Annotated in this window: 13 protein-coding genes and 1 pseudogene; 8 read left to right on the plus strand and 6 right to left on the minus strand. The window is 43.5% G+C overall.

Annotated elements, in window-relative coordinates:
• Positions 1-371: 371 nt before the first annotated feature.
• Positions 372-1340, plus strand: coding sequence for a porin (locus tag L9Q40_RS17325; RefSeq protein WP_420659824.1), 969 nt, complete (start codon positions 372-374; stop codon positions 1338-1340).
• A gap of 578 nt (positions 1341-1918) precedes the next feature.
• The gene (locus L9Q40_RS17330; protein ID WP_020335311.1) at positions 1919-2533 is read left to right on the plus strand and encodes a glutaredoxin family protein; all 615 of its coding nucleotides are present in this window, start codon (positions 1919-1921) and stop codon (positions 2531-2533) included.
• A 127-nt stretch (positions 2534-2660) separates the two neighbouring features.
• Here the strand turns inward: L9Q40_RS17330 and L9Q40_RS17335 are convergent, their stop codons facing one another.
• Positions 2661-2795, minus strand: coding sequence for a hypothetical protein (locus tag L9Q40_RS17335; RefSeq protein WP_014234655.1), 135 nt, complete (start codon positions 2793-2795; stop codon positions 2661-2663).
• A 129-nt stretch (positions 2796-2924) separates the two neighbouring features.
• Positions 2925-3272, minus strand: a complete 348-nt coding sequence (locus tag L9Q40_RS17340; protein WP_014234656.1) for a hypothetical protein — start codon at positions 3270-3272, stop codon at positions 2925-2927.
• Positions 3273-3536: 264 nt separating this feature from the next.
• Between L9Q40_RS17340 and L9Q40_RS17345 the strand changes: the two genes are divergently transcribed.
• Both L9Q40_RS17345 and L9Q40_RS17350 read left to right on the plus strand, forming a co-directional pair.
• Positions 3537-4424, plus strand: a complete 888-nt coding sequence (locus L9Q40_RS17345; RefSeq protein ID WP_014234657.1) for a LysR family transcriptional regulator — start codon at positions 3537-3539, stop codon at positions 4422-4424.
• A gap of 242 nt (positions 4425-4666) precedes the next feature.
• Positions 4667-6478: pseudogene (locus L9Q40_RS17350) on the plus strand (putative bifunctional diguanylate cyclase/phosphodiesterase).
• A gap of 76 nt (positions 6479-6554) precedes the next feature.
• On the opposite strand, the gene shyA reads toward L9Q40_RS17350, so the two are convergent.
• Together shyA and L9Q40_RS17360 are read right to left on the minus strand one after the other, a co-directional pair.
• A complete protein-coding gene (gene shyA, locus L9Q40_RS17355; RefSeq protein ID WP_014234659.1) occupies positions 6555-7838 on the minus strand; it encodes a peptidoglycan DD-endopeptidase ShyA in 1284 nt (427 codons plus the stop codon).
• Positions 7839-7958: 120 nt separating this feature from the next.
• Positions 7959-8591 (minus strand): hypothetical protein, encoded by a 633-nt coding sequence (locus tag L9Q40_RS17360; protein WP_498794059.1) that lies wholly within the window; start codon positions 8589-8591, stop codon positions 7959-7961.
• A 308-nt stretch (positions 8592-8899) separates the two neighbouring features.
• On the opposite strand from L9Q40_RS17360, the gene L9Q40_RS17365 reads away from it, so the two are divergent.
• The 4 genes from L9Q40_RS17365 (at position 8900) to L9Q40_RS17380 (ending at position 14402) form a co-directional block, all read left to right on the plus strand.
• The gene (locus tag L9Q40_RS17365; protein WP_498794061.1) at positions 8900-9307 is read left to right on the plus strand and encodes a GFA family protein; all 408 of its coding nucleotides are present in this window, start codon (positions 8900-8902) and stop codon (positions 9305-9307) included.
• Positions 9308-9523: 216 nt separating this feature from the next.
• Entirely contained in the window at positions 9524-10195 is a 672-nt protein-coding gene (locus L9Q40_RS17370; protein ID WP_014234662.1) for a YoaK family protein, read from the plus strand.
• A 549-nt stretch (positions 10196-10744) separates the two neighbouring features.
• Complete coding sequence (locus L9Q40_RS17375; RefSeq protein WP_014234663.1) at positions 10745-12109, plus strand: YjiH family protein; 1365 nt, start codon at positions 10745-10747, stop codon at positions 12107-12109.
• A 421-nt stretch (positions 12110-12530) separates the two neighbouring features.
• Entirely contained in the window at positions 12531-14402 is a 1872-nt protein-coding gene (locus tag L9Q40_RS17380) for a methyl-accepting chemotaxis protein (protein ID WP_065301363.1), read from the plus strand.
• 66 nt (positions 14403-14468) lie between these two features.
• Here the strand turns inward: L9Q40_RS17380 and L9Q40_RS17385 are convergent, their stop codons facing one another.
• Positions 14469-14825: a VPA0510 family protein gene (locus tag L9Q40_RS17385; protein ID WP_020335318.1), complete on the minus strand. Its 357-nt coding sequence runs from the start codon at positions 14823-14825 to the stop codon at positions 14469-14471.
• Between the two features lie 233 nt (positions 14826-15058).
• Positions 15059-15858 (minus strand): aromatic amino acid transport family protein (locus L9Q40_RS17390; RefSeq protein WP_498794062.1); only part of this gene is annotated, 800 nt, incomplete at its 5' end.

Genomic DNA, 15858 nt, shown 5'->3' on the forward strand with positions numbered 1-15858 from the left:
TCGACCTGAATTTCACCCATTGCTCGTCCCTGCAAAACAAAACATACACAAATTCTAAGAGTTAACGACACTTGATCGCATACCCGCTTTTTAAAATCAAGCAATTCGGCTTATTTTGAGTTTTGTGTCACCAATCTGAAGCAGAGCGTTTTTGATTCAGGCTGTTGAGTTTGAAGGGCGATGTTTGGATATTGAGTAAAGTGATGTGCTGATATTGATTAAAATATAGAAAAGTCAGCAATTTATTAGCAATAAAACTGAAATCGAATCATCACACAACAGAAATCTATCTTTCATTTTCACCGTTTACCTTAGCGTCATCAACACATCAGGCAAGAAAGCCCATTTATAACAAATAAGGTATTAAGATAATGAAAAAAGCAGCACTCACTACTGCAATTCTGTCGGCATTGGTAACAGCACCCTCTTTCGCAGCAACCGTTTACTCAAACGATGGCACTGAGCTAAAAGTTGGTGGTCGTGTTGAATTTCGCGGTGACTTCATCGGTTCAGGCGGTGAAGAAGTAGAAGGCTCAATGAAAGATAAAAGCCGTGCTCGTGTAAACCTTAAAGGTAAAACAGACATCGGTAACGGCCTTTCAGCATTTGGTGTATACGAAGCTGAGCAAGATACAGGTTCAAGCGAGTTTGAAAACCGCTACATGTACGCTGGTGTAGATTCAAATGCAGGTGCTTTCTCAGTAGGTCGTCAAGATATGGCTGCGGTAATCATCTCTGATATGACGGATATCACTGAGTTTTCTGGTGTTCAACAAGTTATCGATTCATCTTCTGACAAGCAAGACAGCGTATTCGCATACCGTGGTGAGTTCGATGCTCTACAACTGCAAGCGACTTACCAAGCAAACTCTGATGATAACCAAGACAAATATGGCATCTCAGGTATGTACTCTCTGCCAATGGGTCTGGACCTAGGTCTTGCATACTCGGGTGGCGATGTTGACGCAGACAACTCTGAAGACCAACTTCTTGGTGGTATCGCTTACTCTCTGGATAACCTTTACCTTGCAGGTACTTACTCACAAGGTCAACTATCTGATTCTGAAGACTTCACTGCTTACGAATTAGTTGCGAGCTACAAAGTTGCTAGCCAGGTAACGATTGCGGGTATGTACACTTTCCAAGAAAACGATCCAGACGGCGCGAGCAAATACGACTCAACTGATGGTTTCGAACTTGTTGGTTACTACAAACTAAACAGCAACTTCCGTACTTACCTTGCTTACTACTTCAACCAACTTGATGAAGAGAAAAATGCCGAAGGTTTGGTTACTGAAGGTGAAGACACGCTACGTCTAGGCGTACGTTACGATTTCTAATTCTCTCTTGTCCTAGAGCGAGTCCTTGGCCGGCACCTTTGTCGGCCATTTTTTGCTTCATAAAAGTAGTTTTCCCAATCCTTCCTTAACTACTTTCATTCACTTACGCGATTTATTCCCACATATTCTTCCTCTCCCTGCCCTGTTTTAATGCAATTTTTCACAGACTTAGTGCATACCTCCTAAGAGGTATAGAGCCTAAAAATAAATATGCTTATATTTCAACAAGATAAAAGTTGGCACGCGAACTGCAATCATAGATATTGCAAATGCATGGCAGCGTTTGTGCTTCTCGTTCTTTGTACCTGTTTTAACAGGCACGTCCTTTGAATTGGTAATGTGGCCTCCCTATGGGAGGCATTTTTTTATTGGCGCTTTTTGTTGGCGTAAAGACCAATAGCGCGTATGCTCCACAATCCAATCAGCAGAAAAATCCATTATAATCCAGTGACTTCACAAACAATCGCCGCACCTTTGGCCTAAACCACAGGTTCAAACAGTAAAAATACCCATTGAATTGAAAGAAAAACCCCGCTTTTGAGTTCTATATTTTCAGAGAAGGAAATGAGGAGCGTCGCATGACACAACCAATTAAGATCACACTCTATCGATGGGCAGGAAGCTGGGGGCCTTTCAAAGTGAACATCCCTTGCGGAGAATGCACGCTAACCCACGATATTTTAACCGATACTTTTGAAAATGAGCTGTCAGATGTGCCTGTAGAGCTGGAAGTCAAAGATTGGTTATCCCACTGGTGGGAACCCTTAAAGAAAGGCGCCTGGCACGCTCCTATTCTGATAGTAGAAGGTAAGGTGATCAGCCAAGGTGAAGCATTAAACCGAGGTGTATTAATACAATCGGTTATTGCTGAGTGGGTTAAACGAGATAGCCTCAAAGGGAATATTGTTTACGGAAAAGCTACGTGTCCACATTGTAAGAAGGCCAAGCAACTGCTTGATGATGCAGGTATCACATACCAATATTACGATGTGGTGAAAGACAGTGCCGCACTTTACAGAATGATCCCGGAAGTCAAAGCCATCATAGGTGAAAAAACACCCGTCACTGTGCCTCAGATCTGGCTAGAAAGTAAGTATATTGGAGGTGCTGATAGTCTGGAAAAGTGGTTAGTAGCAAAGGGGCTAGATAAAGTCCCGAATAATGTTGTAGAGATACCGAGTCAGTCTGCATAGTCTGACATTGGTCTTAAACCTTTATCTATGCTATTTCGGTCACTGACTGTGATTAATATCGTTTGTAGAAGCGCTGAAGTAATTATGGAAACAAAAAGCCCTGATTAAGTAATCAGGGCTTTTTGTATTAATTCGCTAGCTTTTTCACTAAACGAGAAAGAGCAGAAGCTTTTTTCTTCTTCGCTTTACCGTGAAGTGCTTTGTGCATTGCATCTTTAGCAATCATTTGGCCAATGTAAGCGCCACCAAGTTCGTTTGTCATGACCTTCTCCTGAAGTTATCCTTCTTGTTTATGTGGTAATATTACACCACAAAAGGACAAAAACAAGATCTAAATCACATGTTTTTGTAATTAAATTTCAGACCTAAATAACCTGGACACACATTTAACTCAGCGTTTTGGTTGTTGGTAGGTTTTACCTGCAGCAACATAAGTATCTTTCTGTTTGATTTCAAAGAAGGTTTCAAAGAACCAAGCGGCAAACTTGATTAAATGATCGCCTTCATTCATGACATGTTCCACATACTCTTGCTCTTCACCAGACTCGTCTTCTTGAGTTGTCATATGGTAAATACGCTTTTCACCATCGACTTCCGCAAGGCCAAACTGACCTGTAAGAGACTGAGCCGCTTGCGCGACCTCTTCTTCTTCACAAGCTTTTAGTATCTCAAGTGCTTTAGGCATGTTTTCTTGCTGGATAATTTCTTTTACCAGCGTTTCAAATTCGTTTTGTTGCATTCTTTCACCTAACGATTAAAGACGGTTTGCTGCGCATTTTAGAAAGGTGGTGTCTCCCTTGCAAGAAGATTCAAACCGTTGCGTCTGGCCGGTTCTACTTAGGGAGCAGCCATTCTTCCCGTCAAAAGTAATAAACTTCCCCAAAAGATAATGATTTAGACACGCTCTCATACGATGACAGCCTTGTACCTTGCAGTGTATATTTCGACACGCATAGTTGATAATTAGTTCAGATCGCAAAGAATTAGTTCTTAGGAGGAAGCAGTGGATTGGATTCAAAGTGTACAAAGTTATATTCGTGTCGTTGAAGAAGGCAGCTTTAACGGTGCAGCACGAAAACTCAATACCACCAGTTCAGCCATCAGCAAGCGGATTCAATGGCTTGAAGACAAAGTCGGCGTGCAGCTGCTCAAACGCACGACTCGTTCAATCAGCCAAACGGAAGCTGGCGCTCTATTCTATGAGCGAGCTAAAAGTCAGCTCGATTCCTGGCAGTCCGTTTTAGACGAAACTCGCTCTGTGAACCAATCGCCGGCAGGGCTTTTAAAAATTGGCGCAACACTCGCAGTAGGTTCGAAGTTTCTTGTCCACTATCTGGATGACTTTCTCGAAAAATACCCAGACATCACACTACAACTGACGACCACATTGCCCGGTCAACTTCCTGAGTTGAGTTTGGACCTCTTTATCAGCCGCGAGTTAGATCAGCTCAACTCACTCAGTTTTAAGGCTAGCCCTCTGTTCAAACACAAAGCTCAGTTTTATGCTGCCCCGAGTTATTTAGAAAAATACGGCACACCAGAACGCGTCGAAGATTTAAGCCGACACAACGTGCTTATATGGGGTGAAAAACCCTCAAGAGAAATTAAGACCAATAAGAACCAACGGATAAGCTTATCCGGCAACTTTGCAACGACAAATCCAGAAGCTTTATTTCATGGCGCTAAGCGAGGGATGGGTATACTCATGACCAACAACGTCATGATCAAAGATGACCTAAAATCTGGAGCATTAGTGCCTATTTTGCCAGACATTACGGCTGATGAAGCGATCGTCTACGCTTACTACCCTAAATTAGACTATCAACATACCCGAACTCAATTGTTTCTCGATTATCTAAAATCTCGATTAGAAGAAGAAAAACGAGAATAATTTCAGATAACTAACAACGCTCCATTAGCAGTCCCTTGTTTGATGAAAAGTAATCAAACACTGGCCTGGCGAGGTAAAAATCGTGCCACTGGTTACACTTACAGGTAAACCATACTGTAACTTAGTCGCTGGCAAAGTTTGAAAAATCCACCTAAGTAAACGATAGTTTGTCTGATACGTTTCAAATTAGTCAGAATCAACGCCACACGATATAGAACAAACAACGCTAGGTGACGTGTACAATGGATCATGTACAAATCAGTTTTCAAAAGCTTGATGAGATCTTGAAGCTGAGTGGTAGTGCTCTACTAAACAGGGTGATTTTAGATATTCATCAACAGGTGAACACGCACTGTACCTGTATTGTCGAGGTGGCTCATCTCCAGCACTCAGCTCATACAATATCGGTTGCTAGAAACGATAAAATCGAAGATCACCTTGAGTACCCGCTTTCTGGCTCACCATGCGAGGAAGTGGTTAACGATATCGGTGAGAATATCTTCTTTCAAGATCATGTATATCGTGATGTATCCGAAGATAAAATGTTTCGCGAAATTGGCATATAAGCGTATTTAGGATTGCCACTGAAAACACAAAATGGCGATGTACTCGGTATTTTGATTTCTACTTTTACCCATCTCTTTTCCGCACTAGAAGCGCAAGCATTGCTCGAACTCTACGCCAATGTCATCATCCACAGTTTACGAGAAAAATGGGTCAGTGAGCGTTCGGATAAACTTCTAAACCAGCTGAGTTACGAAGTTTCGCACGACAATCTGACAGGACTACTTAACCGCAGTTGCCTGGCTGATACCCTGGAAACTTTAACACAACAGTCGTCGCGCCCTTTTAATCTTGCTTATCTGGATATCGATAACTTCAAGTCGATTAACGATATAAATGGGAACTATATTGGTGACCAGATTATTAAATTCACGGCAAATGCGATCCAAGAAAGCCTGTCCTCCCCAGAAAACGCGTTTCGGGTTGCTGGCGACGAGTTTGCATTTATCACCTATGACGAAGACCCTGTTGCGGTGTGCCAGCAGATTCTCGACATCATAGAAACGGGTTACATTGATAAATCGAACCACATCTCGTTCACAGTGAGTATTGGTATTGCGCGAGCCGCCAATCACAGCCCAAAAACAGATGGGCTTATCCTAAATGCCAGCCTGGCCTTGAAAGATTGCAAGAAACACCGAGAGACGCGTATACAGCACTATGACACGCAGCTTAGTGCCCTTTATCATCGACAAACGCAACTTATTGAGGTGATACGTCAGCAGCTGAAAACGAGCATTACAGACAATCATGAACTGTATGTCGTTGTTCAACCGATCGTGGACATCAACGCTGACCAGTGGGATTACTTTGAAATACTCTCCCGTTGGGAAAGTGACACATTGGGCAACATCGCCCCTTCTGAGTTTATAGAAGCAGCCGAACAATCTGGCTTAATCGTAGAGCTCGGTGAGCGCATTATTGAGCTCGCTTGTATTGCCAAACAAGAATTGGAATCTCAACTAGGTCACAGCGTAAAGTTATCGATAAATTGTTCTGCTTATGAGTTGGTGGACTCTAAGCGCTACATCAACCATTTAACGTCCATGATAGACAAGTACCAACACTCGACCTGCGACTTTGTTATCGAACTCACCGAAACCGTTTTACTGTCCCTAAGTGGACAAGAACAGATGGTTCTGAATTCATTACGTTATCTCGGGTTTCAAGTCGCCTTGGATGACTTTGGTACTGGCTACTCAAGCCTGAACTATATTCACAACTACCCTATCGACATCATAAAAATTGATGCGACGTTTGTGAGAAATATGCTTTCGAACAAAACGTCTGAACAAGTGGTTTTATTGATCGTGCAACTTTCCCAATTGCTCAACGTGAACTTAATCGCAGAGGGGGTGGAAGATAAGAATGCCTCAGACAAGCTCATTGAGATGGGGTGCAATTACATTCAAGGCTATTTCTACGCCAAACCAAGCCGTGTAAGCGAGATGATCACGCTGATTAATAAGCGACAAGTTAAAAGCGCATAAAAAAGTGAATAAACAAAAGGCCAAGCAATGCCTGGCCTTTCAAGGTTAAATTTTGCACAAAAGTAAAAGCGAAGTGTTATAAAACCGCTTTCTCTTTATTCTTCAGAAGCTTATCCATCGCATCACGATTAGCAACAAACGTTGCCATTTCCTTCTTAGGCACCGAACTCGCCATTGGAATGTTCGCTCTCATGGCGTTGACTGGTCGGCCATACTGGATCAATTCATAGTGCAGATGAGGGCCAGTTACACGGCCTGTTTTACCAGATAGACCGATGCGTTGACCACGTGACACTTTTTGCCCTTTCTTCACCAGGATCTTACTTAGGTGTAGATAGCGGGTTTTGAACTTACTACCGTGTTCAACCACCACGTAATTACCCGCGTATGGGTGTTTACGTGTCATGATAACCGTTCCGTCACCTGTCGAAACCACAGGCGTTCCGATTGGTGTTGCGAAGTCGGTACCATTATGTGGCGCGACACGGCCTGTCACGGGGTGATGACGATTAGGATTGAACCCAGAACTGATTCGCCAACCACGACTCACAGGATAACGCTGGAAAGCTCGTTGTAGGCTCTCACCTTTCGCGTTATAAAATTGACCATCAGTATGCAAGTAAGCGGTAATTTCACGACCGCGATTATAAATCTTTATCGCTTCAATTTCGTTCTTACCAGTAGAGACACCATTGATGCTCTGTGAACGTCGAACCACTTCAAAGCGATCGCCGGCACGAAGATCTTTGCCAAAGTTTAATTGCTCTTTCAGCAAGGTCACAACCTGACTGATTTCAGCCGAAGTTAAGCCAAGACGACTCGCTGATGAAGAGAAGCTGCCTTGGATCACACCAACCAGTGGTTCTTGATTCCATACGCCAGGAATTGAAATGTCGGTAAAGTCATAATTGCCGTCACGGTTCAGCTCATAAACCACTTTGTCTGCAATAGAAAATTGCAGTTCCATTTTAAGCAGTTCACCTTCGATATCGTCACGCCAAAATCGCAATGTATTGCCTGGTTTTAGCGTATCAAGCGCAAGGTAGTTTAAGTCCGTTTCCATGACTTTCATTAGCGAGCTGTAGCCGAAACCAAGCTGACTAAAAATGGTACTAAGATTGTCGCCTGCTTGGATTTGATACTCAAAGTTCGGTGGGGTGACAACTTCTGCAGTCGTCGCATCAAGAATTCTTTCAACAACCTGCGATTCCGGCAGGTTTAAAGCGATGGTTTTCGTTAATGGTGACTCTTTGAGAGAGTGGGAAACACCAATCGCGAACAAAACAGGTAAGGAGTACAACAGCAGCGCTCTACGACCTGTCAGATTCGGCAACCGTCTTGTAATTTCATTTGTAGACACGGGAATTACTATCTCCTTATAAACAGGCCTAATAGCTTATTCATTCCCGCATAAGAAATCACTAGGAAATTTCGAGATCTAGCTCAGAAAACACCTATTTTTTACATAAGTAAAATAAATTCATCTTTGTTGCATATGTAGGAAATTGCCTACACGCTTCAGCGATACAGAATTTAATTGTTTAGGCACTTCAGACATCGCTTGATTTTCATCGTGCGTCAGATAGGAGGCATCGATAATTGTATCGTCTCGCCATTCCAGTTGATTAAATTTAATACGATCGCCAATGAATACACTATCAAGTAATATAACTCGGCTTGGAACAGCATCAAATTTAAACAGACCAATATAATAAAACGATCCTGTTCCCTGTGAGGTAACAATCATAGGGGCAACAATCCAAGGCACGTCTTCTATCTGGCGTTGAACAATAAATTCAGTCGGTAACAAAACCTTACCTTTCGTCGCCCCAGCATCGTATTGACCAATCAAATAACCAAGTTCTTTATCCCACTCATCAATGAAACTCACTGCATTTTGTTCGGGAACCTGAATTGTCCACGGATTTGAAGATTTGATATTAAGCACGTCCGAAATAATCGTATTAGTCTGAACTTCGCTCTGCGGAAACTTGGTTAATATTTCGTCATCAGAGAGGCTAAATCGGTAAACACCAGCAACAATCACGATGATTAATAATACAACGGGAATAAAAAGGATAAGTGGAATAGGCAGAATTCTATTGCGGGCCATGAAGACTTCCTTGTTTTTATATTTTATAAATCGCGCTCGGAGTATATACCAAATAAAGAGCCATAACCGTAAAACAACCTTCGAATCAATACATCAAATGTTTCAAAATAAAACTGACTTGGCCTGCCTAAGTTCGTCGAGTTTTCGTTGGAAAGGTGATCGCTGCCATGAGGTATTCGGCCTTAAATGTCCTAAACTGTTCTCTGAGAACTTGAGAAGATTTAGCCCCGCGTGGCACTAACCATTCGATCGCCAGTACAGGTGCTGCACGGGACATGAAGACAGTTTGAGGTTATTTAATTTTAACGATGCCAAAACCAAACAGAACCCACTCATGTGAGTGTGCGTGTGGCTTGATTCAGCTTCGCTGCTTAGGTGAACCCATGCGTACATCGATTTGCCATTGCTTTGAGTGTCAAAAGCGAACTGGCAGCGTATTTGGCGTCCAGGCTCGCTTCGCCAAAGAGCACGTCATTTTAGATGGTGACGTAATTAGCTATACCAGAATCAGCGATGACGGGAGCGAAGTCCGATACGAATTTTGTCCTGCATGTGGCACCACCATGCGCCTGTTACTCTCCGCTGCACCAGACATTATTGTTGTACCTGTCGGGCTCTTTAGTGACAAAGAATTCCAAGAACCGACCATTTCTATCTATGAAGAGCGAAAGCATGGCTGGGTCAGTTTCGAATGCACGATGGAGCACATCGAATAAGTGGCAACCTTATTTAGGACGGTACACACTTTTCAAAAAGTAGCTTGTTATCATGCGTTTTTCCGACACGTTTTCTTATCAATCATTTGTTGTGATTGGCCTATCCCTGCTTTTTTGAGTTTTTTTTGAGAATGATCAACCGAGTTGTACTGTAAGGGGTTTCGTATCTCAGTGTGAGCGCTATAATCGGCTCCTAACATTTAGTGGGGTTTTATTGTGATTTCCAGACTTCCTCGTTGGGTGGAATATGGCGCGTTTCTACTTGCCCTTCTTGCAGGCTGCGTCAATGCCGTCGGTCTTCTCGGCTTTCAACATCAAGCGATAACACACATCTCCGGAACCGTAACTCAGCTAGGGAATAGCTTACTAACAGGTGTGGACAGCTCCATTCACCTGCTCTTCATCGTATTTAGCTTTTTGATTGGTGCTGCGTTCAGTGGTTTCTTTATCGAAAGCAGTGCATTAAAACTTGGACGTCGTTACGGGGTCGCACTGTGTATAGAAGGCAGCTTACTTCTTCTTAGTTTAGGCTTCTTGGTACAGGGCAACGTTTATGGCCAATATTTAGCTTCCGCTGCCTGCGGCTTGCAAAACGCGATGATTACGACGTTTAGCGGCGCTGTAGTCAGGACCACTCACATGACCGGTATTATTACTGATTTGGGCATTATGATTGGAGAAAGCTTGCGCGGACGTCAATTTGACCGTCGAAAGGCCCTATTGTTCTTATTCATCTTTTCCGGATTTTTACTCGGTGGCGTTGCAGGTGCCGCGCTTTTTACTGTGTATGGTCTGCATACATTGATATTTCCAGCGCTCTTAGCGTTCGGAACCGCCATCATTTACTGGATGTATTTGTACAGGCTAAACCATAGCCCAACGTCTTGATAATTCAGACAAACCTTCAAGTAATAATGGCACAGCAGCCTAAGTGCAAATAGCTTCATAACGCTTAGACTGCAAGCAGGAACTCAACTGAATACCGCCACAAACACGCCGCTAAACTCCAATTCTAAATCTGACGACAATCCCTCACTTTGCCTTTCCCGTGTTCAACACTCAAACTTGCCGAGAGTCATGGGAAAGTCCTTATGTTAAGAAAGTGTAATGGTGAAAAATCCCGCAATTGTTGCGTGATATAAATCACACTTAGCCGCGTTTTTACTATTCCAATCACACTGCTTCTCAGAATTACCTTCACACAAGCCAATTAATGATACAATTTTCTAACACGAGCAACATATTCGTATACAGAAACGCATTATTCAATCAATTTTCCGACAAATCGACTGAATAAGTAAATGTATTTAATGAATAGTATTGCAATGGATGTAGTTTGCGGGTACCCTCCGCAACCTGCGATTAAATACGGATGTTTAGTGAATATTTATGTCATGGATTATGGCAAGTATTGACTAGTAGTAACACGAGACAATTATGCACAATAATACTAATGCTACTGAAGCACCTAAAGGCAACTTTTGGATGTTCCTGATTCCATCCTTAATCGGTCTTCTGCTTTTTATGGCACCAATCTCTTACGATGGTGATCTTACTATCCCAGTTGCGGTCATGGCTAAAGTCATTCCTGCTGTACTTGGCGATACATTGATTGCCATTATTACCGTTATCATCTCTTTTATGGCTGTCGCTTCTGTTCTTTGCAAAATTTTCCAGCCTGCTGCGATCCTTCGTAATGGTTTCCTTAACGGTTTGTTTAACCCATCCCCACTTTGGTTGCTTGTTCGCTTAATTGGCGCAGCTGCCGTGTTGATGACTTTCTTTGAGATCGGCCCTAAAGCGGTCTGGGAAGAAAACACAGGTGGATTGGTTCTGACAGGCCTGTTACCGACACTGTTTGCGGTATTCATCTTTGCTGGCCTATTACTGCCTTTGCTGCTTAACTTTGGTCTGTTGGAGCTGTTTGGCGCACTGCTAAGTAAAATAATGCGTCCAGTGTTTAACCTACCAGGCCGCAGTGCTATCGACTGTATGGCATCTTGGTTAGGTGATGGCAGTGTTGGTATCTTGCTGACCAGTAAACAGTACGAAAACAAGTTTTACACGCAACGTGAAGCTGCGGTAGTGGGTACCACTTTCTCAGCAGTTTCGATTACGTTCAGCTTAGTCGTTATCGCTCAGGTTCAACTTGAGCACTTGTTCTTGCCATTTTACGGCACCATCTGTCTTGCAGGTATTGTTGCTGCAGTGATCATTCCACGCTTACCGCCACTAAGCCTGAAAAAAGATCGCTACATTGATGACAGCAAGCCAGACAAAGATGCAGATGCAGTTCCTGAAGGCCATACAACGTTCTCTTGGGGTATGGATCTGGCACTGAAACGTGCATCAGAAGTGACTTCGTTCCAGTCTGTATTTAAAGAAGGTGTTCACAACGCAATAGACATGGTGTTTGGCGTACTACCTGTAGTAATGGGTCTTGGTACGGTTGCTTTGGTCATTGCAGAATACACGCCAGTATTTGAGATCTTGGGCCAGCCATTCATCCCTTACCTTGAATTGCTGCAAATCCCAGAAGCGGTTGCTGCATCGCAAACTATCGTTGTGGGCTTTGCTGATATGTTTATCCCTGCGATTCTGGCTGCTTCAATTGATAATGAAATGACCCGCTTTGTTATTGCGGCTATGTCTGTAACTCAGCTTATCTACATGTCTGAAGTGGGCGCGCTGCTACTAGGCAGTAAGATCCCGGTCAACATCGTAGAATTGTTCGTTATCTTTATTCTACGTACGCTAATCACACTACCTGTGATTGCTGGTATGGCGCACTTGATATTCTAACGTCACTTGCTCTCATAAAGGCTCTGCTTCGGCGGGGCCTTTTTTGTTTGTACACAACGCCCCTCGCCCTCCTTCATTCCAATCTTGGCCAACAATATCAACCTTAGAAAAGAGTAATTTCTCTTGTTGCCGAGAGGCGTATTTTCTCATCAGACCAGTCTGGATATTTTCCCCTCAACGAGCACTACCCTCTAACTCATTCATATACAAGCAATAAATAACCACTTTATTTTTCATCTATAACCAGAGTGCCAAATTACGTGTTTTTTCATCCAAATCGTGCATGTTTGGTTTCAAGTTTTTCACAATATTGTCGATAAGTAATGAAGAACCAAACACACCGGTTTCTTTTGCTGTCAATTCACCCGAGTAAGCAGAGGTGAAAGCAGGGATAAGCCATAGGGATACTCAGAGGAAAACTATGAAATTCAGACACAAGGTTGTCACCGCCTCTTCAATTTTGTTGCTCATTACTGTGTCGCTACTGTCGATAGAGCAGGTCATAACGATCCGAGCTCAAACCAGCGAACATATCGATTCTAGCGTACAAGAAATCTTAACGAGCGTAGGGAACACGGTAGAATCAGAAATGTCAGCCAAGAAGAATCTCGCTCGCGCCACAACCGAGATCATAGAGCTCGACCCAAACTCACAGGACTATGTTAAGAGCATTGTCGAGAAACCAACCCTAAAATCCAGCTTCATCGCCATTGGTTTAGGCTACGAGCGTAACGGAGTGGTTGTCGAAAACGACGATGGCTGGGAGCCAGATGCGACTTACGATCCACGTAAACGTCCTTGGTTTACCGCCGCAAAAAGCAAAGGCGACTTGGTAGTGACCGCACCGTACGTTGATGTCTCTACAAAAAGCGTAATCATCTCCGTTGGGACGCCAGTTAAAAACAACGGCCAGTTTACAGGTGCTATGTTTTATGACTTAGCACTCACGACACTTTCCGATTTGGTCAATCAAGTAAACTTGTTTGATGCGGGCTATCTATTTCTTGTGTCATCAGACGGCACCACCATTGCACACCCGAACAGCAAGCTCCATGGCGAGAAAATCAGCAGCTACTTGCCGCAAGTAAAACTGGAGAGCACAACTCAGAAGATTGAAATTGATGGCAGCCCATACATGGTCAGCCTGGAACACATCCCAAGTGAAGACTGGTATCTGGGTGCAGTGATCGACGAAACCATCGCTTATGCGGATGTGGCCGAGTTACGTAACAGTGCAATCATTTATTCAATCATTGCGATTATCGCGTCAATTATCGCGTTAACTCTGTTGATTCGCACATTAATGCGCCCGCTTGATACTCTCAACAACGCGATTAAAGATGTGGCATCAGGAAAAGGCGATCTCACTCAACGTCTGGAAACCAATACCGATCCAGAGTTTTCTGAGCTTGCGAAAAACTTCAACACTTTTATTGAAAACTTACAGCACCAAATCATTGAATCGAAGAGTATTTCTGACCAGATCCTAAGTGGTACGCAAATTACCGCCAAAGGTGCTGAAGACTCCGCAGGCGCTATTCAAACTCAGCTACAGGAGCTTGAACAGTTAGCAACGGCCATGCACGAAATGTCGGTTACAGCAACCGAAGTGGCGAACAATGCTCAAGGTGCCGCAAGTGCAGCGAAAGAAGCCGATCAAGCGACGGTAGAGGGTTCAACAGTCGTAAGCGAGTCGACACAAACCATCAACTTGCTTTCAGACAGCATCGATTTGGCCGTCGAAGAAGTTCATGTTCTTGAATCGGCAACGGCGAACATTGAAACGATCCTTAAAGTGATTAACGATATCGCGGATCAAACCAACCTACTGGCTCTAAACGCAGCAATTGAAGCGGCTCGAGCGGGTGAGTCTGGCCGAGGTTTTGCGGTTGTTGCTGATGAAGTACGTACGTTGGCTCAGCGCACACAAGAGTCTACAACGGAGATTCGCAGTATGATTGAGCAGCTTCAGTCTGGCGCTTCATCTGTTGCCAGCGCAATGCACCAAAGTAAAGGCAGCGCAGTTGAAGCCGTAGAAAAAGCTGAGTTAGCTAATAACTCATTGCAACGTATTCGAGATGCTATTCAGAGAATTTCGGATATGAACTTACAGATCGCTTCTGCGGCTGAAGAGCAAAGCTTAGTTGCTGAAGAGATCAACAACAATACCGTTAATATTAAAGACCTGTCGACTCAGGTCGCTGAATCAGCGAATCGAACTAACGAAGCGATGCGAACTCAGCAGGAGGATGTTCATAAGCAAGATGATATCCTCAACCGATTTACGGTATAACGTCATCTGCAACAAAAACAGCGAGCTAGGCTCGCTGTTTTTGTTTCATCCACTTGTAAATTCAGACTAGAGTCTTAAATCAACGTGAACATAACGATCATTTGAACGACGATAATAGTGATCATCGACTTTTAAATAGGTCAAATTACCAATTTGGATAAAGACACTATTACTAGGAACGCGATCGCGGTAATAGTAGTGGTGTCTTGGTGGTCTATGCTCAACCACTATTACATCTCGATGTTTATGCTTATGTTTACGCTTGTGCTTATGGTGGTGACGATCATGGTCATGATCATCGTGGTAGTGATGATGCTCACGTTCATAGCGATGCTTATGCTTCGGATCCGCCATCGCGTCGGCACTAAATATGCCTAAAGTTAGCATAACGCCAGCCATGGCAACAGATAATTGTTTTGACACAACAGTTCCTCTCATCGAAATTACCACTCTAATCTTAGGCAGCAGCTATCCTACTCATGTCAGACCACCGCTAAGGTTTTTCACCAAACCGTCAGAGTTTTTGCCATATATCAGGTTTACGTCAGAACAATTACTCTCCTTATGCATCCCCCACTTTAGCCATACATTTCATAACAAATAAAAAAGCCGCGCTGTTTTATCAGCGCGGCTCTACTAAATTTGACCGTAAAAGCTTACACAGCTTGAGCAACCAGCAAGAAGCAACCAAACAGGAACATCATGCTCATTCCCATTACGCCGCCACCAGCTTCATAAATACTGTTATCTTCTACTGGTACACGACGAACTTTCATTGTCATAGACAAAGGAACGAATACCGCAAGGAATACCAGAATAATACCTGCATAGCTAAGGATGGCTAAGAAGTGCTCTGGTGCAAACACGGCTCCCAGTAACGGTAAAATAAACGTGGTGACAAATACCACTGGCTTACCCGCTTGTAACAAGTCTGCATTTTGATCGTAAAGGGCCATCGCCACCCCTAAGAACGAGGTCAATAGCGCCAAACCAGTAAACATAGATAGAATAAACTCCAGACCAGAGTACTGCTGACCAAGCACCGCAATCAATTCCGTCACATTTGAGTATTGAGCCAGCTCCTGAGGGGGTAAATTGCCCACAACTGCAAGTAGCCATAGCAGGTAACAAATAAGAGGAATGGTTGAGCCAACAATGATCATGTTTCGCAACTGCGTTTTGCTCGCTTCTTTGTTGTAACTAACCAGAGACGGAATCACGACCATAAAACCAAAGCTCGTAAATAGAACTGAGCTGGTTTTAATCAGCGCTACTTTGTCTTCGCTCACGACTTCATCTAGCCCTTCAAACGTCACGCTTGGCATAAGAGCGAAAAGAGTAAGGATAAGTGCGGCGATCATACCAATGAACAAAGCGCGGTTAAGCTTATCAACAACGCCAGTGCCGGCAGAAACGATGATGCCAACCAAAAGAGTGAAGCCAACTTGGCTTGAAA

This window comes from Allocatenococcus thiocycli (assembly GCF_921292965.1).
Lineage (GTDB): Bacteria > Pseudomonadota > Gammaproteobacteria > Enterobacterales > Vibrionaceae > Vibrio > Vibrio natriegens.

Coding starts and splice junctions, on each gene's coding strand:
- L9Q40_RS17360 (WP_498794059.1), bottom strand. CDS start 8,591: ATGGCCCGCAATAGAATTCTGCCTATTCCACTTATCCTTTTTATTCCC.
- L9Q40_RS17340 (WP_014234656.1), bottom strand. CDS start 3,272: ATGCAACAAAACGAATTTGAAACGCTGGTAAAAGAAATTATCCAGCAA.
- L9Q40_RS17375 (WP_014234663.1), top strand. CDS start 10,745: ATGCACAATAATACTAATGCTACTGAAGCACCTAAAGGCAACTTTTGG.
- L9Q40_RS17380 (WP_065301363.1), top strand. CDS start 12,531: ATGAAATTCAGACACAAGGTTGTCACCGCCTCTTCAATTTTGTTGCTC.
- L9Q40_RS17365 (WP_498794061.1), top strand. CDS start 8,900: ATGCCAAAACCAAACAGAACCCACTCATGTGAGTGTGCGTGTGGCTTG.
- L9Q40_RS17330 (WP_020335311.1), top strand. CDS start 1,919: ATGACACAACCAATTAAGATCACACTCTATCGATGGGCAGGAAGCTGG.
- L9Q40_RS17335 (WP_014234655.1), bottom strand. CDS start 2,795: ATGACAAACGAACTTGGTGGCGCTTACATTGGCCAAATGATTGCTAAA.
- L9Q40_RS17325 (WP_420659824.1), top strand. CDS start 372: ATGAAAAAAGCAGCACTCACTACTGCAATTCTGTCGGCATTGGTAACA.